The following is a 20,234-nucleotide window of genomic DNA, read 5'->3' on the forward strand; positions in this document are numbered from 1 at the left end:
TTTCTGCCGTTGCTTGGGGCTCCGACGTTGCAAACGCCAAGAGGTTCCCGCTTTCAAGATCAGTCGCGGAAGTTGTTGAACTGCAGCGGCATACCGAATTCCTTGGCCCGCAGCACTGCAATGGCTTCCTGCAGGTCATCGCGCTTTTTGCCGGTGATACGAACCTGTTCGCCCTGAATGGCCGCCTGGACCTTGAGTTTGGCGTCTTTGACATGAGCGACGATTTTCTTCGCCAGCTCCTTGTCGATGCCTTCCTTGAGGACGGCTTCCTGCTTCATCAGCTTGCCCGACGCGAACGCGTCCTTGACTTCAAGGCACTGCACGTCGATTTTGCGCTTGACCAGCGCCAGCTTGAGGATCTCAATCATCGCTTCGAGCTGGAAATCCGCTTCGGCGGTCAGGTTGACGGTCAGGTCTTTTTCCTTGAACTCGAAGCTGCCTTTGCCTTTCAGGTCATAACGACGATCGAGTTCCTTGACGGCGTTCTCGACCGCGTTGGTGACTTCGTGTTTGTCCAGTTCGGATACCACGTCGAACGACGGCATGTAATCTCTCCAAATTTAAAGGCGCACTGATGGAGCACGCCTGGCTTGCGGTTAAAATCCGCGCTGATTATAACGGGTCTTTCCCATCATTCACTGCGAGCTGCCGATGCACGCCTTAAACAGAGCAAAAAACTGATGTCCACCACCTGGCATGTACTGGGCGCCGGCAGCCTCGGCACTTTATGGGCGACACGTCTGGCACGGGCTGGAGTGCCGGTCAGGCTGATCCTGCGGGACACCGCGAGACTGCAGGCCTATGAGGCGGCCGGGGGATTGACCCTGGTTGAACACGGCGAGGCGCGACACTATGCCGTGCCCGCCGAGACAGCCGACAGCCCCCAACCGATCAACCGCCTGCTGGTGGCGTGCAAAGCCTACGATACCGAAAGTGCGGTGGCCCGACTGGCGCCACGCCTGGCCCCAGGCGCCGAACTGATCCTGCTGCAAAATGGCCTGGGCAGTCAGGACGCGGTGGCCGCACAGGTGCCTCAGGCACGCTGCATCTATGCGTCGAGCACCGAAGGCGCCTTCCGCGATGGCGATTGGCGCGTGGTGTTTGCCGGGCATGGCTTCACCTGGCTGGGGGATGCGAGCCATCCGGTGGCGCCAATCTGGCTCGATGACCTGAGCGCTGCCGGCATCCCCCACGAGTGGAGCACCGAAATCCTGACCAGGCTGTGGCGCAAACTCGCCCTCAACTGTGCGATCAATCCGCTGACGGTGCTGCACGATTGCCGCAACGGCGGTTTGCAGCAACATCAATGCGAGGTCGCCACCCTGTGCGGTGAACTGGTGGAGTTGCTCGAGCGTTGTGGTCAGCCGGCAGCGGCCGAAAACCTGCAGCAGGAAGTCGAACGGGTGATTCACGCCACCGCAGCCAACTACTCCTCGATGCATCAGGACGTCACGAGCCAGCGCCGCACAGAAATCGGCTACTTGCTGGGTTACGCCTGCAAAGTGGCCGGGCGCCATCAACTGAACCTGCCTCACCTCAATCAGCTTGAGGCAAGGTTGATCGCCCGCCTGCAAAGCCTTGGATTGCCCAGCGACTGAGCAGCGGCTACGCTGGCCACTTGTTCCTTGTCTGCGATGAATCCGATGCCATTGCGCCAGCGCCTTGAAAACCTGCCCGTCGGCCAGAAACTGCTGGCCGCCCTGCTGGTACTGATGGTCACCGTCCTGCTGGTTGCCAACCTGACCTTTATCAGCGCCGCCTACTACATTTCCCAGGAAAGCATGGCGCCCCAGGCTCTGCAGACCATCGGCCGGCTGGTATCCAACCCGAGCCTGGCGTCCGAAGCCCTGGCGTCACCGCAAAGCGCCGAGCGCCTGCTGAATGAACTCAACAGCTATTCGCCGTTGCGCGCGGCGGCCCTGTATGACGCAAAGGGCGAGCGATTGGCGCAATTGCAGCATGGCGACAATCTGGAGCTGCCGAAGCGTTTCCGGCATATCGAAGACTGGCAGATCACCGAGTTTCGCACCAATCAAGTCATCCCCCTGCCCCGCACCGGTGCGGCACCAGGGCACCTACTGTTGGTGGCCTCGAGCGAACTGCCAATGGCGTTCTACACCGGGACCCTGACGGCCAGCCTGGGCATTCTGATCTTCAGCGTCTTGTTGTGGCTGATCATTGCCCGCCAGATCAAGCGCCTGATTACCCGGCCGATCCACCAACTCGAAGAGTTGTCCCGGCAGGTCACCCGTGAAGAAAACTACGCACTGCGCGCTTCGCGAGGAAACCACGATGAAATCGGCAGCCTCGCCGAGGCGTTCAACACCATGCTCTCGCGGATCGAGGCCAGGGAGCAGCAACTCAAGCGGGCCAGGGACGACTCCCAGGCAGCCTACGACCAGGCCCAGGGTCTGGCGGAAGAAACCCGCCATACCAACCGCAAACTGGAGCTCGAAGTGCAGGTGCGCAGCAAGATCGAGAAAAAACTCACCGGTTTCCAGAATTACCTCAACAGCATCATCGATTCCATGCCGTCGGCGCTGATTGCCCTCGACGAACAGCTCTACGTGACGCAATGGAACCAGGAGGCCAGCGCCCTGTCCGGCACTCGCCTCGATGAAGCCCTGAACCAGCCCATCTTCCTTGCCTTCGAACCGCTCAAGCCGTTTTTGCCGCAACTCAAGGAAACGGTCGAGCAGCATACGGTGGCCAAGATCGAACGAGTCACCTGGCTCAAGGACGACGAACCCCGCCACTACGCCCTGACTTTCTATCCGCTGATGGGCGGTGCCGGGCGTGGCGTGGTGATCCGGATCGACGACATCACCCAGCGCCTGTCCCTGGAAGAGATGATGGTGCAGTCGGAGAAAATGCTTTCGGTGGGTGGTCTCGCCGCCGGCATGGCCCACGAGATCAACAACCCGCTGGGCGCGATCCTGCACAACGTGCAAAACATTCGCCGACGCCTGTCCCCTGATCTACCGAAGAACCTTGAAGTGGCCGAACAGGCCGGCATCGAACTGGCGACGGTCAACCGGTACCTGCAAATCCGCGAAGTGCCGCAGTTGCTTGACGGCATCCAGCAGGCCGGTGCCCGGGCGGCGAAAATCGTCACCCACATGCTCAGCTTCAGCCGTCGCAGCACCCGCCAGATGGCCCCGTGCGACCTGCCCGCCCTGATCGACCAGGCGGTGGAGATCGCCGGTAACGATTTCGACCTGGCGATCGGTTTCGACTTCAAGGGCCAGGCCATCATTCGTCAGTTCGATCCGGCGCTGGGACCGGTCCCCGGCACCGCCAACGAACTGGAGCAAGTGCTGCTCAATCTGTTGAAAAACGCCGCACAAGCCATCCATCAGCGCGAAGACGACAGCGAGCCGGGGCGGATCATTCTGCGCACAAGGCTGAATCCGCCATGGGCAGAAATTCAGGTCGAGGACAACGGCATTGGCATGAGCGAAAACGTGCGCAAACGCACCTTCGAGCCGTTTTTCACCACCAAGGAAATCGGCCAGGGCACCGGACTTGGGCTGTCGGTGTCGTACTTCATCGTCACCAATAACCATAAGGGGCAGATGGAAGTGCAATCGACCCTGGGCCAAGGCACTTGCTTCACCTTGCGCCTGCCCCTCGCGAGCACGCCGCCTGTGCCGCAAGAACTCAATCTGCTATCGAGGTAACCATGGGCTTTCGTTTGTCGAAGATTTACACCCGCACTGGCGACAAAGGCGAGACCGGGCTGGGCGATGGTCGTCGCGTACCGAAAGATCACCCGCGCATTGAAGCAATCGGCGAGGTCGATACGCTGAACAGCCAGGTTGGGGTGCTTCTGGCCGGGCTGGCGGCAGAAACTGCTCGGTTTCCAGGCTTGAACGAAGTGATCGAGGTATTGGCTCCCTGTCAGCATCGGTTATTTGATCTGGGTGGCGAACTGGCGATGCCGGTGTATCAGGCGTTGAATGCAGCGGAAATCGAACGCCTGGAAGCGTCGATCGATGTGTGGAATGAAGAGTTGGGGCCACTGGAAAACTTCATCTTGCCTGGCGGCTCTATGCTGATTGCCCAGGCTCATGTCTGCCGTAGCCTGGCACGCAGCGCAGAGCGGCGGTGTCAGCAGCTCAATGCGATTGAGCCGTTGGCCGGGGTTGGCCTGGCGTACATCAATCGGTTGTCGGATTTGTTGTTTGTGGTGGCGCGGCTGATTGCCAAGCGTCAGGGAGTGGCGGAGATTCTTTGGCAGCCTGCGGGGAAACCTGAAATTTAATCGGTGTCGTTAGCGCCCCCATCGCGAGCAGGCTCGCTCCTACAATTGACCGAGTTCCAACAGTAGAAATGCGATCCATGTAGGAGCGAGCCTGCTCGCGATGAGGTCATTTGCATCACCGGGAATCAGGCCAAAACGCCCGAATCCCCGCCACACCCTGCGCCCCCACAGCCCAGGCCTTCTCGACCTCAGCCGGGCCAACCCCACCCAGCAGGAACACCGGCTTGCTGAACCCTTCGATCAAGCTCGATGCCTGCTCCCAACCCAACGGCTCCGCGCCAGGGTGAGTCAGGGTCGGCTGCACCGGCGACAGGGTCACGAAATCCACCCCCATCTGTTCGGCCAGCGCCAGCTCTTCAGCGTTATGGCACGATGCCGCCAGCCAGCGCGATGCCGGTAGCGGTCGGCCAGCCGCTGCGTATTTGCGCAGTTGCGCCGAGGTAATGTGCCAACCGGCGGACGGGAAGTCGCCCAGCCATTCGAACGGCCCCTTGATCATCAATTGCGCCTTGCCGGCACACAGACCCACAGCATCCACGGCCAGGTCGCGATACTTCGGATCGTAACCGTTCGGTGCGCGCAGCTGGATCAGCTTGATGCCGCCAGCAATGGCCTTCTGGATGCCGCGCAGCAACGCCGGTGTTTCCAGATCTTCCGGGGTAATCAGGTACTGAGCGGGTAATTTCGCGGCCGCGACGATCGGCTGATTGGCCACCGGAAACTCGTAACCCGACAGATCCCGGGGCGACACCCAAGCCAGCGGTTGGCCTTCGGCACCGTGGGGCTCGCCGGTAAACGCCGAGACTTCCCAGACATCCAGCAACACCTGCTTGTCCGGGTAATCGTGGCGAACCTTGATCAGCGGGCGCGCCGCGCCGACCACGATGCCCAGCTCTTCCAGGAGTTCACGGGCCAGTGCGGTTTCGACCGACTCGTCGGCCTCGACCTTGCCGCCTGGAAACTCCCACAGGCCACCCTGGTGCTGTGAATCCGCACGACGGGCGATCAGGATTTGGCCACTGCCATCGCGGATGACGGCGGCGGCGACATGGACTCGTTTCACCTTTGCAACTCCTCCAGTCCAGCCTTCTGCCAGGCCTTGAAGGCCGGCCATTGGTAGATGGTTTCAACATAGGCTTCATCAGCCGCGGACAGTTTCACCCGATAGGTGCGCAGGCGCACGGCGATGGGTGCAAAGAACGCGTCGGCCAACGTGATGCGGCCAAACAGGTACGGACCGCTCTCGGTCGCAGCAGCACGACACTCGGCCCACAACGCTGACATGCGCTCGATGTCCGCCTGGACATCGGCCGGGACCGGCGACAGCGCTGCGTCATGGCTCAGGTCGAACGGCATGTTGCCACGCATGGCGAAAAACCCACTGTGCATTTGCGCGCACGCCGAACGCGCCTGGGCACGGGCGGCGGTGTCTTTGGGCCACAGGTTCGCATCGGGGAACCGTTCTGCCAGGTATTCGGCAATCGCCAGGGAGTCGGCGATGGTGCCGTGTTCGGTCTTCAACAGCGGGACCTTGCCGGTCGGCGAATGCTTGAGCAGACGCTCGCGGGTGTCCGACTGGTTCAGCTTGATCAGTTCTTCGGTGTAGGAAGCGCCAGCCAGATCGAGGGCCAGAGCGCCGCGCAGGGACCAGGAGGAATGCAGTTTGTCGCCGATGATCAGGTGCAGGCTCATGTTCGGGACCTTTTGATGAGGGGACAGGCCAGTCTAGCTAGCGACTGACAGATCGCCATCGCGAGCAGGCTCGCTCCCACAGTGGTTCGAGGTGTACACAAATCCAATGTGGGAGCGAGCCTGCTCGCGATAGGCCGGGGTCGCGCTCGACCGACTCGATCTTAAGTACGGTACTCGGCGTTGATCTTCACGTATTCGTGGGAAAGGTCGGTGGTCCAGATGGTTTCGCTGCAATCGCCACGACCCAACTCGATACGGATGGTGATTTCTTCCTGCTGCATCACCGCCGCACCCTGGGCTTCGGTGTAGGTCGCCGCGCGCGCGCCACGGCTGGCAATGCACACTGCACCGAGGAATACGTCGATCTTGCTCACGTCCAGGTTCGGCACACCGGCACGGCCAACAGCCGCCAGGATACGGCCCCAGTTCGGATCGGAAGCGAACAACGCGGTCTTGATCAGCGGCGAGTGAGCCACGGTGTAACCGACGTCCAGGCACTCCTGGTGATTGCCGCCGCCATTGACTTCAACGGTGACGAATTTGGTCGCGCCTTCACCGTCGCGAACGATGGCCTGGGCCACGTCCATGCACACTTCGAACACCGCCTGCTTCAATTTGGCGAACAACTCGCCTTCGGCGCGGGTGATTTCCGGCAGCGAGGCCTGACCGGTTGCGATCAGCATGCAGCAGTCGTTGGTCGACGTATCACCATCGATGGTGATGCGGTTGAACGACTTGTTGGCGCCGTCCAGCATCAGGTTTTGCAGCACGTCGCGGGAGACTTTGGCGTCGGTGGCGATGTAGCCGAGCATGGTCGCCATGTTCGGGCGAATCATGCCGGCGCCTTTGCTGATACCGGTAACGGTGATGGTCACACCGTCATGCTGGAACTGACGGCTGGCACCTTTTGGCAGGGTGTCGGTGGTCATGATGCCGGTGGCGGCAGCTTCCCAGTTATGGATCGACAGGTCGTCGAGGGCTGCTTGCAGCGCACCTTCGATTTTCTCGACCGGCAGCGGCTCGCCGATCACACCGGTGGAGTACGGCAGCACCTGGCTGGCATCGACGCCGGTCAACTCGGCCAGTTTCGCGCAAGTGCGCTCGGCGGCGGCCAGGCCAGGTTCGCCGGTGCCGGCGTTGGCATTGCCGGTGTTGGTCAGCAGGTAACGCACAGGGCCTTGTACGCGTTGCTTGGCCAGGATCACCGGTGCGGCGCAAAAGGCGTTCAGGGTGAACACGCCGGCAACCGTGGAGCCTTCAACACAGCGCATGACCACAACATCCTTGCGCCCCGGGCGCTTGATACCGGCCGAGGCGATACCGAGTTCAAAACCGGCAACCGGGTGCAACGTTGGCAAAGGACCAAGACCAACAGCCATGAATGCGCTCCTTTATAGATGATGTCAGCACCGTTTCAGCAGAACGGTGGTTCGAATGGTAAAACGCCGCGACGGCAGAAGCCGGTCGCGGCGCGGGTATTTCAGCGTTTGAAACGGGTTTACTGAATCTGCCCGTGGCAATGCTTGAACTTCTTGCCCGAACCGCAGTAGCACAGCTCGTTGCGACCCAGCTTCTGCTCGTTGCGAACCGGCGCGGCAGCGAGGGCAACATCGACCTCTTCGCCCAACACTTCCGGCTGCTCAAGGCCTGGAGCCTCTTCATGCAGGAACTGCATGCGAGCGGCCAATGCCTCGGCTTCCTGACGCAGGCGCTGCTCTTCTTCGATCGGATCTTCGCGACGAACCTGAACGTGGGACAACACACGGATCGAATCGCGCTTGATCGAATCCAGCAACTCGGAGAACAGGGTGAACGACTCGCGCTTGTATTCCTGCTTCGGGTTCTTCTGGGCATAACCACGCAAGTGGATGCCGTGACGCAGGTGATCCATCGTCGACAGGTGGTCTTTCCACAGGTCGTCCAGTACGCGCAGAACGATTTGTTTCTCGAAGGTGCGCAGCGCTTCGGCGCCCGCCTGGTCTTCTTTTTCGTTGTACGCGGCGATCAGTTCCTGCATCAGCTTTTCGCGCAGGGTTTCTTCGTACAGGTGATCGTCTTCGTCGAGCCATTGCTGGATCGGCAGCGTCACACCGAAATCGCTCTGCAATGCAGCTTCCAGACCGGCCACGTCCCACTGCTCAGGCAGCGATTGCGGAGGAATGTGTGCGCTGACGGTGGCGTCGAGCACGTCCTGACGGAAGTCAGCGATGGTCTCACCGATGTTGTCGGCAGCCAGCAACGTGTTACGCATGTGATAGATCACTTTACGCTGCTCGTTGTTGACGTCGTCGAACTCAAGCAGTTGTTTACGAATGTCGAAGTTACGGCCTTCAACCTTGCGCTGAGCCTTTTCGATGGCGTTGGTCACCATGCGGTGCTCGATCGCTTCGCCAGGCTGCATGCCCAGGGCCTTCATGAAGTTCTTCACCCGGTCAGAGGCGAAGATGCGCATCAGGCTGTCTTCCAGCGACAGGTAGAAACGGCTGGAACCGGCGTCGCCCTGACGACCGGCACGACCACGCAGCTGGTTGTCGATACGGCGCGATTCGTGACGCTCGGAGGCAATCACCTGCAAACCGCCCGATTCGAGCACTTGCTGGTGACGCTTCTGCCAGTCGGCCTTGATCTGGGCAATCTGCTCAGGGGTCGGGTTTTCCAGGGAAGCCACTTCCACTTCCCAGTTACCGCCCAACAGGATGTCGGTACCACGACCGGCCATGTTGGTGGCGATGGTCAGTGCGCCCGGGCGACCGGCCTGGGCAATGATCTCGGCTTCCTTTTCGTGGAACTTGGCGTTCAGGACCTTGTGTTCGATGCCTTCCTTCACGAGCAGGCTGGACATGTGCTCGGAGGTTTCGATGGTGGCAGTACCGACCAGAACCGGACGGCCCGCGGCCATGCTTTCCTTGATGTCGGCCACGATTGCCGCGTATTTCTCGTCGGCGGTCAGGAACACCAGGTCGTTGTAGTCCTTACGGGCCAACGGCTTGTTCGGCGGGATCACCATGACCTGCAGGCCATAGATCTGGTGGAACTCGAACGCTTCGGTGTCGGCCGTACCGGTCATGCCGGACAGCTTGTTGTACAGACGGAAGTAGTTCTGGAAGGTGGTCGATGCCAGCGTCTGGCTTTCGGCCTGGATGTTCAGGTTTTCCTTGGCTTCGATGGCCTGGTGCAGGCCTTCGGACAAGCGGCGGCCCGGCATGGTACGGCCGGTGTGCTCATCGACCAGTACGACCTGACCGTCCTGCACGATGTACTCGACGTTGCGATGGAACAGCTTGTGCGCGCGCAGGCCGGCGTAAACGTGGGTCAGCAGGCTCAGGTTGTGTGCCGAGTACAGGCTCTCGCCCTCAGCCAGCAGGCCGATGCGGGTCAGCGTTTCTTCGACGTACTGGTGACCGGCTTCGTTGAGTTCGACCTGACGGGACTTCTCGTCGATGGTGTAGTGGCCGGCCTTGGTGACTTCGCCTTCCACTTCTTCGACGTGCAACTCAAGCGTCGGGATCAGTTTGTTGACTTCGATGTACAGCTTGGAGCTGTCCTCGGCCTGACCGGAAATGATCAGCGGCGTACGGGCTTCGTCGATGAGGATGGAGTCGACTTCGTCGATCACGGCAAAGTTGAGTTCGCGCTGGAATTTTTCTTCCATGCTGAACGCCATGTTGTCGCGCAGGTAATCGAAACCGAATTCGTTGTTGGTACCGTAGGTGATGTCGGCGGCGTAGGCAGCGCGCTTCTCTTCCGGCGGCTGGAACGGCGTGACAACGCCGACCGTCATGCCGAGGAATTCATACAGCGGGCGCATCCAGTTGGCGTCACGGCGGGCCAGGTAGTCGTTCACCGTCACAACGTGCACACCGTTGCCGGACAGCGCATTGAGGTAAACGCCCAGTGTTGCCACCAGGGTCTTGCCTTCACCGGTACGCATTTCCGCGATCATGCCTTCATGCAAGGTCATGCCGCCGATCAGCTGGACATCGAAGTGGCGCATGCCCATGACACGCTTACCGGCTTCGCGGGCGACCGCAAAGGCTTCGGGCAGCAGTTTGTCGAGGGATTCCCCTTTGGCGATGCGGGCCTTGAACTCGCTTGTCTTGGCACGCAATTGATCGTCCGAAAGGGCCACCATTTGCTCTTCGAAGGCATTGACGAGTTGCACCGTCTTGAGCATGCGTTTGACTTCACGCTCGTTCTTGCTTCCAAAAAGTTTCTTTAACAAAGGCGCAAACATATCGGCAGGATCTTCCACACTAAAGGGATGGAGGGCGGCCCCGTGAGTCGCCCGTGCAGCCCTCATGGCCGCATGCGAACGAGCATTCTACCCGGAAACGATGGAGAGGAAAGTGGCGATATTCCACGATGCTGGCACAGCGCTTTGACGGGGCTCACTTAAAATAAGGGCGTTTTGCTCAACTTCAAGCCGTTCAAGACAGAAGTTAGTTGTTGATTTAATGGGCAAAGCACCCACAAAAGCAATGGGCGGGTGCATCCGGCGCTTTCTGCTACCATGGCGCCTCTGTTACTTCAGGTGTCTGATCATGGCATTTCGCCCACTTACGGCCAAAGTACCTGCCGTTCTACTACGCGAAGCCAAGCCGCTGAAGGCCATTCTCGGCCACGCTCAACGCCTGGGTCATCTGCAACGTTTGCTCGAAAGCCAATTGCAACCCGCCGCTCGCGAGCATTGCCACGTGGCTTCCTGGCGCGAAGGCAGTTTGTTGCTGATTGTCACCGACGGTCATTGGGCAACCCGCCTGCGCTACCAGCAGAAACGCCTGCAACGGCAACTGCAAATGTTCGACGAGTTTGCCAATCTGACCCGGATCCTGTTCAAAGTTCAACCGCCGACCGTTCAGCAAGGTGCGGCCGGGCATACCATGGATTTGTCCAACGACGCGGCAGCGACCATTCAGGCCACGGCCGATGGCATCAGCGACCCGAATTTGCGGGCAGCGCTGGAGCGGTTGGCGGCGCACGCCAAAACCAAATCCTCATAGCCCCCCTCCTGTGGGAGCGAGCCTGCTCGCGAAGGCGGCATAACATTCAACAATGATGTTGCCTGACACACCGATTCGCGAGCAGGCTCGCTCCCACAGTTAGATTGTGTCCACTCGCTACCGGCGTTTTTTGCTGCCCAGCAACGAGCCCATCAAGCCGCGCACCAACTGTCGGCCAATCTGGTTCGCCGCCTGCTGCATCGCCGATTTCAGCGCCTTCCCTGCCGCTGTGCCGAGGAACTCTCCGGCCTGTTCGGTGAAACTCGGTTCCTGTTTGCCCTGCTCCGCTTCGGGCTCAGGTGCCAGTCCCTTGCGTCCCATCAGCACTTCATAGGCTGAGTCACGGTCAATCGGCTTGTCATAACGCCCCTGCAACGGCGATCCGGCAATCAACGCCGTGCGCTCGGTTTCGCTCAAAGGCCCGATCCGCGATTGCGGCGGTGCCACCAGCACCCGCTGGACCATTGCCGGCGTGCCTTTTTCCTGCAGGGTGCCGACCAGCGCCTCACCGATCCCGAGTTCGGTCAACACCGACAACGCATCGAACGCAGGATTCGGGCGGAAACCTTCGGCCACTGCGCGCAGGGACTTCTGCTCCTTGGCGGTGAACGCACGCAGACCGTGCTGGATGCGCAAGCCCAACTGCGCCAGCACATCGTCCGGCAGGTCACCCGGCGACTGGGTAACGAAATACACACCCACGCCTTTCGAACGAATCAGCCTCACGACCTGCTCCAGACGATCACGCAATGCCTGGGGCGTGCCGTTGAACAACAAGTGAGCCTCGTCGAAGAACAGCGCCAGCAACGGTTTGTCGGCATCGCCACGCTCCGGCAACTGTTCGAACAGCTCAGCCAACAGCCACAGCAGGAACGTCGCGTAGACTTTCGGCGCTTCATGCACCAAGCGACTGGCATCGAGCAAATGAATGCGCCCACGGCCATCCGCCGTGGGTTGGAGGATGTCTTCGAGTTGCAGCGCCGGCTCGCCGAACAGGGCTTCGGCGCCCTGTTGCTCCAGGGTCGCCAGTCGTCGCAGTAGCGCCTGGCTGGAGCCGGTGGTCATCAATGCCGCATCGTCGCCCAACAACAGGGGGTTGTCCCGCAGGTGATTGAGCAACGCCTTCAGATCCTTGAGATCGAGCAGCAACAGGCCTTCGCGATCCGCCACCTTGAACGCGGCGTACAGCGCCGACTGCTGACTGTCTGTCAGTTCCAGCAGGCTGCCCAGCAGCAGCGGCCCCATTTCACTCAAGGTTGTGCGTAAAGGATGACCGGACTGACCGTGTATGTCCCACAACGTCACCGGATAAGCCTGAGGCTTGTGATTAAGCCAGGGCATCCCGGCAATCCGCTCGGCGATCTTGCCCTGGGGGTTGCCGGCGGCGCCAAGGCCGCACAGGTCACCCTTGATGTCGGCGGCGAACACCGCCACGCCGGCATCGCTGAAGGCTTCGGCCATTCGTTGCAAAGTGACGGTCTTGCCGGTGCCAGTCGCGCCCGCGATCAAACCGTGGCGGTTCGCCAGGCGCATGGCTTGGGCAATCGACTGCCCTTCGAGATCGGCGCCGATAACGAGTTGCAATGAGTCAGGCATTTGGTCACCCATGATTAATCTTTGGTCCTACACGGCCGATAGAGATAACGACAAAGCAGTCAGACACGATCTGGTCGGAAATTTCCCTAAGGAGAGTCGGAAAATTCACTTGCTTTCAACCTTGCCCGTTGTGCGCCCCTTTATAAAAGCACGCGCTGGACATTAAGACCTTAGCGGAACCCCAAGCCATGAACAAAAATCTGCGTTTCAGCCATAAAATCCTGCTTGCCGCCGCCCTCATTGTGATTGCCGCCTTCGCCTCATTCACCCTGTACAACGACTATTTGCAGCGCAACGCCATCCGCGATGACCTGAAAAACTATCTGCAGCAAATGGGTGCAGTGACCGCCAACAACATCCAGACCTGGTTGAACGGACGCAGCCTGCTGATTGAAAACCTGTCACAAACTGTCGCGCTCAACCCCGACGCCGACAACGTTTCCAGCCTGCTTGTACAAAAAGCCGTGACTTCGACCTTCATGGGCGCCTACCTCGGCAGCAAAGATGGCTCTTTCATCATTCGCCCGGACAGCAAGATGCCCGATGGCTATGACCCGCGTGCACGCCCCTGGTACAAGAGCGCGCAAGGCAGCAGCGGTTCGGCATTGACCGAGCCTTATATCGATCTGGCCTCCGGCCAACTGGTGATTTCCATTGTCGACAGCGTTATCAAGGACGGCCAGAACATCGGCGTGGTCGGTGGCGACCTGAGTTTGCAGGTGATCGCCGACAGCCTTGGCACGCTGGATTTCAACGGCATCGGTTATGCCTTCCTGGTCAGTTCCGACGGCAAGATCCTGGTGCATCCCGACAAAGCGCTGGCGATGAAGACGTTCAAGGATGTCTACCCGCAAGACACGCCGGCCATCAGCAGCGCAATCAGCGAAATCCAGGTCGACGGCAAAACCCGCATCGTGACCTTCACCCCGATCAAAGGCTTGTCGTCGGTCAACTGGTACATCGGTCTGTCGGTCGACAAGGAAAAAGCCTACTCGATGCTCAGCGAATTCCGCACCTCGGCGGTTGTCGCGACCATCATTGCCGTGGCCATCATCATCGCCCTGCTCGGCATGCTGATTCGCATCCTGATCCAGCCGTTGCACGTCATGACCCGCGCCATGGCCGACATCGCCGACGGCGAAGGCGACCTGACCAAGCGCCTGACCATCCAGAACAATGACGAGTTCGGTACCCTCGGCACCGCGTTCAACCGTTTCGTCGAGCGCATTCACGGCTCGATCCGCGAAGTGTCCTCGGCCACCGGGCAAGTCAACGAAGTGGCATTGCGCGTAGTGGCCGCTTCCAACTCGTCGATGTTCAACTCCGACCAGCAAGCCTCGCGCACCAGCAGCGTGGCGGCCGCCATCAACCAGCTCGGCGCCGCCGCCCAGGAAATTGCCCGTAACGCCGCTCAGGCTTCGAGCCAGGCCAGCGATGCCCGCAGCCTGGCCGAAGACGGCCAGCAAGTGGTGGACCGCAGCATCGTGGCGATGAATCAACTGTCGAGCATGCTCAGTGCATCGAGCTCCAATATCGAATCGCTGAACAGCAAAACGGTGAACATTGGGCAGATTCTCGAAGTGATCACCAGCATTTCCCAGCAAACCAATTTGCTGGCACTCAACGCCGCCATTGAAGCCGCGCGCGCTGGTGAAGCCGGTCGCGGTTTTGCCGTGGTGGCGGACGAGGTGCGCAACCTGGCACACCGCACGCAGGAATCGGCACAACAGGTGCAAACCATGATCGAGGAGCTGCAGGTCGGCGCCCGGGAATCGGTCAGCACCATGAGCGACAGCCAGCGCCACAGCCAGGACAGCGTGGAAATCGCCAACCTCGCGGGCGAACGCCTAAACAGCGTGACGCTGCGAATCGGTGAAATCGACGGCATGAACCAGTCGGTGGCTACCGCGACCGAGGAACAGACCGCCGTGGTGGAGTCGATCAACGTCGACATCACCGAGATCAACACGCTGAACCAGGAAGGTGTGGAAAACCTGCAATCGACCTTGCGCGCGTGTTCGGACCTTGAGCAGCAGGCGGCGCGGTTGAAGCAGTTGGTAGGCAGTTTCCGTATCTAGCGTCTGAACTGGCCCCATCGTCGGAACGCCGCCCGGAGCCGGCTCGCTCCCACAGGGATCTTTGTCGCACTGGAGATCTACTGTGGGAGCGAGCCTGCTCGCGATAGCGGCCTGCCAAACACTACAGCCCCCCCGCTGACGCCCACACCCGCACAACCCCCAACCGAACATCTATCCTTCATATAGGTCAACCAAAGGAGTACCAGGACCGGAGGATCGTTCATCGTGCATATCGCTGACATCACCATGTTCTACGCCCCTGCCAGCGGTGGCGTGCGCACTTATCTGGATGCCAAGCACCGTCGCCTGGGCATCAAACCGGGCATTCGCCACAGTTTGTTGATTCCCGGATCTTCTTTTGGCGAGCTGGATGGCATTTACACCGTTCCGGCACCTGCCCTGCCCTTCGGCAAGGGCTATCGCTTCCCTCTGCGTCTCGCGCCCTGGCGCAATGTCCTGCAAGACTTGCAACCCGATCTGATCGAAGTCGGCGACCCCTATCTCACCGCATGGGCGGCGCTGGATGCGCGGCGGCAACTCGACGTACCGGTCATCGGCTTTTATCACTCGGACCTGCCGCTGCTGGTCAGCAACCGCATGGGCCATTGGGTGACCAACAACGTCGAGGCTTATGTGAGCAAGCTCTACGGCAACTTCGACCGGGTTCTGGCGCCCAGCCGGGTCATGGCCGACAAGCTCACCGGGCTTGGGGTCAGGAATGTCTTCGTGCAGCCGCTCGGTGTTGACCTGCAAACCTTCAATCCCGATGCCAGAGACCCCGGGCTGCGGGCCGAACTGGGCCTGGACGAAAACACCCGCCTCTTGATCTTCGCCGGGCGCGGTTCCAAGGAAAAAAACCTGCCGGTGCTGCTCGACTGCATGAAACGCCTGGGCCGACGTTATCACCTGCTGCTGGTTGGCTCGTCGATGCCCACGGCCGTGCCGTCCAACGTGACGGTGATCGACGAGTTCTGCCCGGCAGCGCAGGTGGCCCGCCTGATGGCCAGCTCCGACGCCTTGCTCCACGCCGGCGATCAGGAAACTTTCGGCCTGGTTATTCTGGAGGCCATGGCCAGCGGTATTCCGGTGGTGGCCGTGGCGGCCGGGGCCTTCGAGGAAATTGTCACCGAGGACTGCGGCCGGCTCTGTGCGCCGAACAATCCCGCCGCGATGGCCACCGCCGTTCGAGAGCTGTTCGGGTCGGGCAGCGTAGCGCTAGGCCGACAAGCGCGATTGCATGTCGAACGGCATTACGCCTGGGATACGGTGGTCAACAGCCTGTTGCGGCACTATCACGCCGTGCTCGGCAGCCAATGGCCGCTGACAGCCAATGGTTGATTCCATGAACAGTCCCGCTTTACTGCTGGTACTGCACGACGTGGCGCCACCCACCTGGGCCGATTACCAACCGTTCGTCAAAGCCGTCGACGCCTTGGGTGGCGTGCCGATCACTTGGCTGGTGGTACCGGATTTCCACAAACACAACAATCTGGACGCCCATCCGCAATTTCGCCGCCAGCTCAGTGCCAGGGTTGCCCGGGGCGACGAACTGGCACTGCATGGCTATTTCCATTGCGACGACGGACCGATGACCAGCAATCCTCGCGACTGGTTCATGCGTCGGGTCTACACCCACGAAGGCGAGTTTTACCGTTTGTCGCAGGAAGCCGCCCTCGCCCGCCTGCGTTCGGGCATCGAGATGTTCCACCGGCATGACTGGCCGCTGGAAGGGTTCATCGCCCCGGCCTGGCTGATGAGCCATGGCACTCGCCAGGCATTGCGCCAATTGCCGCTGAGTTACACCAGCGACTCGCAACATTTATACCGGCTACCGGATTTCATCGCGTTCGAGGCACCGGGGCTGGTCTGGAGTGCGCGCAGTGCCTGGCGCCGGGGTGTATCGAAGCTCGTCAGCGACCGGCGTGAACAACGCTGGCAGCACGCCCCGGTGATTCGCCTGGGCCTGCACCCGGTGGACATGCGCCATGAGTTCTCGCGTCGATACTGGCTACAAACCCTCGAACGTCTGCTCGACAACGGACGGGTGCCAATGACCAAGGCCCACTGGCTGGCGCGGCAAAACGACCGACTGGACCGGGCCGCCTGAGTCGCGCTCTTGCTGCAACTGCTCCCACAACTGCGCGGCATCAGGAAACTCCGTACCGGTTCCAGGCCCCATATCATCCGGATCGTAGCGGCTCAGGCAACCCTCGCCCAGCGTGGCGGGAGCCTTGGATGTAGCTTTGTCCAGTGGATCGGCCATGGTCATGTCCTCGGTGCAGAAACGGCGAAGGGCCTGAAGCGATTGAACGCCCAGGCCCTTCGAATTTCAACTGTGCCGCAGGTCCGTCAGAAGACGACGGTCTTGTTTCCGTGCACCAGCACGCGGTCTTCCAGATGATAACGCAGGCCACGGGCCAGCACCATCTTCTCGACATCACGGCCGAAACGCACCATGTCTTCAATGCTGTCGCTGTGGCTGACGCGTACCACGTCCTGCTCGATGATCGGGCCGGCATCCAGCTCTTCGGTCACATAGTGGCAGGTCGCGCCGATCAGCTTCACGCCACGCAGGGAGGCCTGGTGGTACGGCTTGGCACCGACGAACGACGGCAGGAAGCTGTGGTGAATGTTGATGACCTTGTGCGCGTATTCGCTGCACAACTCGGGCGGCAGGATCTGCATGTAGCGGGCCAGCACCACCACTTCGGCGTCGTGCTGCTTGACCAGGCGCGAAACCTCGGCGAAGGCCGGCTGCTTGTCCTGCGGATTGACCGGGACGTGGTAGTACGGGATACCGTGCCACTCCACCATGCTGCGCAAGTCATCATGGTTGGAAATCACACAGGAAATTTCGCAGTCCAGTTCATCGCTGTGCCAGCGGTGCAGCAAGTCGGCCAGGCAGTGCGACTCGCGGCTGGCCATCAGGACCACGCGTTTCTTTTGCTCGGTATCGGTGATGCGCCAGTCCATCGAGAACTCTTCGGCGATCGGGGCAAAGGCTTCACGAAACGCTTCGATACCAAATGGCAGGGAGTCGGCACGGATTTCGTGACGCATGAAGAACCAGCCACTGAGATTGTCCGAGTGATGGCTCGCTTCAGTGATCCAGCCGTTGTGTGATGCCAGAAAGTTACTGACTTTGGCAACGATGCCAACACGGTCCGGGCAAGAAATCACCAGACGAAAAGTGCGCATGAGGGGGAAACTCCAGAACTTCGCAAAGGCCGCCATTCTAGCGATTGCGCAGCAAAACTGCAGTATTGTTGACGTTTCGCCCTGCCGGAAGGTCGGTGCGGCAGGGCGGGCAGCACCAGTGCCTGTTCGCCCGGACGCTCTAGCGGTGCAGGTCAATTGTTAATTTATGTATATCCGACAGACAATAACTGCATTACCAATGTGCGCCAAAACCACAGCAACTAAATTAAATAAAGTTGGCTTAAATGTTTACTTGATGAAACACCGTGACTATTATTGCCGCACTGTCACCTGCCATCCAGCGCACAACATAAGGTAGTCCACATGTCCTTGATCAACGAATACCGTGCCACCGAAGAAGCTATCAAAGAGCTGCAAGCCCGTTTGAAGAACCTGTCCCAAGACGACAAACTGCAAACCGAGCTGGAATTCGAAGGCAAACTGCGCACCCTGATGGGTGAGTACTCCAAGTCCCTGCGTGACATCATCGCGTTGTTGGATCCAGAATCCAAAACCAAGGCACCACGCGGCGGTGCTGTGAAAACTACCGGCACCAAGCGTGCTCGCAAAGTTAAACAATACAAAAACCCGCACAACGGTGAAGTCATCGAAACCAAAGGTGGCAACCACAAGACTCTGAAAGAGTGGAAAGCCAAGTGGGGCGGTGACGTGGTAGAAGGCTGGGCTACCCTGCTGGGCTAAGCCTCAGAGCTTGTCGCAGACGGATCCGTGACAAAAAATAACGCCAGCAAATGCTGGCGTTTTTTTATGCGCGGTGTTTAAGCCCTGGCATGTTCGATTTCAAAGATGCAAACGCTGGCGCAATCCCTGGACATAATCCTGCCACTCACTGAGCACCCCCTGCTGAAACGGAGTAGCACTAACGCTCAATTGGGCCGCGGCTTCTACAAAACATTCAAGGGTATTTGGCGCCCCCCACTCGGGTTCTGACAAACGTTTCTGACAGAATATTCGCCAGCGTTCTTGCTCCTCGGAATTCAGCGTCTCGGGAAAGTTGCGTGCGCGATATCGAAACAGCAATTCAGGCAAACGCTCGTCATCGAAAGGCCACTGCTCTTGTGCCAATTGCATCGGGTCAACGGTTCTGACTTGTTCACACAATCGCCGATCCCGATCACCGATAAATCCATCATATAACTGTTGCTCCGGATCCTGGCTCGGGGAAAAATCTTCGCGGGCATAAATCGCCAGGATTTTATCCAGCCAAACTTTCTGCGCGTCATTTAGCCGCAACACCCGCTGCTGATATAGCGCCATATCCAGCCCCAGGCGTTGCTGGTCTTCTTTGCGAAGTACCGACAACGGTGCCACCACCGGGCACTTGTTGATGTGAATCAGCTTCAACGGCACCGGCAACTCGCCTTCGGCCAGTTCGTCGCGGCGGGTATACAAGCGCTGGCGCAAACTTTCGGCATCCAGGTCAAGCAGGCCCTGGGGGTCGAGGTGCAGATCACAGACAATCAGGGCGTTCTTGTTGCGCGGGTGCCAGGCCAGCGGCAACACCACCCCCACATAGTTGCGCGCGGCCGAAAAACGTCCGGAAACATGCACCAGCGGTTGCAGCAGGCGTATCTGGTCCATGACTTTCTGCTTGCTGCGCAGTTGAAACAGCCAGTCGTACAGCTTTGGCTGTTTTTCCCGTATCAGGCGCGCCAGGGCGATCGTCGCGCGAACGTCTGACAGCGCTTCGTGGGCATTGCCATGATCGATGCCGTTGGCAGCGGTCAGGCGTTCGAGCTTGAGCGTGACCCGCCCCTCGTCATCGGTCGGCCAGACCAGGCCATCGGGGCGCAAGGCATAGGCGGCGCGCACCACATCGATCAGATCCCAGCGGCTGTTGCCGCCCTGCCACTCCCGCGCATACGGGTCGAAAAAGTTTCGGTACAGACTGTAGCGGGTCATCTCGTCATCGAAACGCAAGGTGTTATACCCCGCGCCACAGGTACCGGGCGCCGCGAGCTGGGCATGCACCCGGGTCATGAAGTCGGCTTCGCTCAAGCCTTGCGCCTGCAGTTGCCCGGGGGTGATTCCGGTGATCGTGCAGGCAGCCGGATGCGGCAGGATGTCATCACTGGGCTGGCAGTAAAGATTGACCGGCTCGTCGATTTCATTGAGATCGAAGTCCGTGCGCAGGCCGGCCATTTGCAATGGACGGTCGCAACGGGGATTGATGCCAGTGGTTTCGTAGTCGTACCAGAAGATGGAGGTCACGGGCGATTCCTGAACTGAAGATCGGCAAAGTCTAGGCGTTCACCTCCCGCCCCGGCCAGTAATCTTGTCATTCAAGCAGCTTGCCCGGCTCACCATGCAATACATAGTTATGTCGTTCCCCCCCGCCCCCGCCCCTCGAATAGGCTGCTAGCATCGAATGGATACACAATCCCG

Annotated in this window: 16 protein-coding genes; 8 read left to right on the plus strand and 8 right to left on the minus strand. The window is 60.0% G+C overall.

Features of this window, described 5'->3' with window-relative positions:
* Positions 1-59: 59 nt before the first annotated feature.
* A complete protein-coding gene (locus tag WHX55_RS24885; RefSeq protein ID WP_007977344.1) occupies positions 60-545 on the minus strand; it encodes a YajQ family cyclic di-GMP-binding protein in 486 nt (161 codons plus the stop codon).
* 135 nt (positions 546-680) lie between these two features.
* Between WHX55_RS24885 and WHX55_RS24890 the strand changes: the two genes are divergently transcribed.
* From WHX55_RS24890 to WHX55_RS24900, 3 genes are read left to right on the plus strand one after another with little or no spacing between them, the layout of a single operon-like run.
* Positions 681-1,598, plus strand: a complete 918-nt coding sequence (locus WHX55_RS24890; protein WP_150754454.1) for a putative 2-dehydropantoate 2-reductase — start codon at positions 681-683, stop codon at positions 1,596-1,598.
* Positions 1,599-1,643: 45 nt separating this feature from the next.
* Positions 1,644-3,680, plus strand: coding sequence for a HAMP domain-containing sensor histidine kinase (locus tag WHX55_RS24895; protein ID WP_151214031.1), 2,037 nt, complete (start codon positions 1,644-1,646; stop codon positions 3,678-3,680).
* A 2-nt stretch (positions 3,681-3,682) separates the two neighbouring features.
* Complete coding sequence (locus WHX55_RS24900; protein WP_353741511.1) at positions 3,683-4,264, plus strand: cob(I)yrinic acid a,c-diamide adenosyltransferase; 582 nt, start codon at positions 3,683-3,685, stop codon at positions 4,262-4,264.
* A 115-nt stretch (positions 4,265-4,379) separates the two neighbouring features.
* Here WHX55_RS24900 and WHX55_RS24905 read toward each other — a convergent pair whose 3' ends face one another.
* From WHX55_RS24905 to secA, 4 genes are all read right to left on the minus strand, one after another.
* On the minus strand, positions 4,380-5,327 hold the full coding sequence (locus tag WHX55_RS24905; RefSeq protein ID WP_353741512.1) for a Nudix family hydrolase: 948 nt from the start codon (positions 5,325-5,327) through the stop codon (positions 4,380-4,382).
* A complete protein-coding gene (locus WHX55_RS24910; protein WP_353741513.1) occupies positions 5,324-5,956 on the minus strand; it encodes a glutathione S-transferase family protein in 633 nt (210 codons plus the stop codon). Before WHX55_RS24910 ends, WHX55_RS24905 begins: the two co-directional genes overlap by 4 nt.
* A gap of 161 nt (positions 5,957-6,117) precedes the next feature.
* A complete protein-coding gene (gene argJ, locus WHX55_RS24915) occupies positions 6,118-7,335 on the minus strand; it encodes a bifunctional glutamate N-acetyltransferase/amino-acid acetyltransferase ArgJ (RefSeq protein ID WP_353741514.1) in 1,218 nt (405 codons plus the stop codon).
* A gap of 119 nt (positions 7,336-7,454) precedes the next feature.
* Positions 7,455-10,190, minus strand: coding sequence for a preprotein translocase subunit SecA (gene secA, locus WHX55_RS24920; protein ID WP_150726722.1), 2,736 nt, complete (start codon positions 10,188-10,190; stop codon positions 7,455-7,457).
* Positions 10,191-10,497: 307 nt separating this feature from the next.
* Between secA and WHX55_RS24925 the strand changes: the two genes are divergently transcribed.
* Positions 10,498-10,956: a DciA family protein gene (locus WHX55_RS24925; protein ID WP_046042193.1), complete on the plus strand. Its 459-nt coding sequence runs from the start codon at positions 10,498-10,500 to the stop codon at positions 10,954-10,956.
* A gap of 117 nt (positions 10,957-11,073) precedes the next feature.
* Here WHX55_RS24925 and WHX55_RS24930 read toward each other — a convergent pair whose 3' ends face one another.
* The gene (locus WHX55_RS24930; protein ID WP_151213914.1) at positions 11,074-12,552 is read right to left on the minus strand and encodes a helicase HerA-like domain-containing protein; all 1,479 of its coding nucleotides are present in this window, start codon (positions 12,550-12,552) and stop codon (positions 11,074-11,076) included.
* Positions 12,553-12,740: 188 nt separating this feature from the next.
* Here WHX55_RS24930 and WHX55_RS24935 point away from each other — a divergent pair, with 188 nt between their 5' ends.
* The 3 genes from WHX55_RS24935 (at position 12,741) to WHX55_RS24945 (ending at position 16,737) form a co-directional block, all read left to right on the plus strand.
* Positions 12,741-14,630 carry a methyl-accepting chemotaxis protein gene (locus WHX55_RS24935; protein ID WP_150754460.1) on the plus strand — a complete coding sequence of 630 codons (1,890 nt, stop codon included), beginning with the start codon at positions 12,741-12,743 and terminating at the stop codon, positions 14,628-14,630.
* A 225-nt stretch (positions 14,631-14,855) separates the two neighbouring features.
* Positions 14,856-15,968, plus strand: a complete 1,113-nt coding sequence (locus WHX55_RS24940) for a glycosyltransferase family 1 protein (RefSeq protein ID WP_151213913.1) — start codon at positions 14,856-14,858, stop codon at positions 15,966-15,968.
* Positions 15,961-16,737: a polysaccharide deacetylase family protein gene (locus tag WHX55_RS24945; protein WP_151213912.1), complete on the plus strand. Its 777-nt coding sequence runs from the start codon at positions 15,961-15,963 to the stop codon at positions 16,735-16,737. The genes WHX55_RS24940 and WHX55_RS24945 overlap by 8 nt, the downstream gene beginning before the upstream one ends.
* A gap of 242 nt (positions 16,738-16,979) precedes the next feature.
* Here the strand turns inward: WHX55_RS24945 and purU are convergent, their stop codons facing one another.
* Positions 16,980-17,828 carry a formyltetrahydrofolate deformylase gene (gene purU, locus WHX55_RS24950; protein ID WP_007993692.1) on the minus strand — a complete coding sequence of 283 codons (849 nt, stop codon included), beginning with the start codon at positions 17,826-17,828 and terminating at the stop codon, positions 16,980-16,982.
* A 324-nt stretch (positions 17,829-18,152) separates the two neighbouring features.
* Here purU and mvaT point away from each other — a divergent pair, with 324 nt between their 5' ends.
* Complete coding sequence (gene mvaT / locus WHX55_RS24955) at positions 18,153-18,530, plus strand: histone-like nucleoid-structuring protein MvaT (RefSeq protein WP_007933316.1); 378 nt, start codon at positions 18,153-18,155, stop codon at positions 18,528-18,530.
* Between the two features lie 99 nt (positions 18,531-18,629).
* Here mvaT and sbcB read toward each other — a convergent pair whose 3' ends face one another.
* Entirely contained in the window at positions 18,630-20,060 is a 1,431-nt protein-coding gene (sbcB, locus tag WHX55_RS24960; RefSeq protein WP_150726728.1) for an exodeoxyribonuclease I, read from the minus strand.
* Between the last annotated feature and the right edge of the window lie 174 nt (positions 20,061-20,234).

The organism is Pseudomonas fluorescens (assembly GCF_040448305.1).
Classification (GTDB): domain Bacteria; phylum Pseudomonadota; class Gammaproteobacteria; order Pseudomonadales; family Pseudomonadaceae; genus Aquipseudomonas; species Aquipseudomonas fluorescens_BH.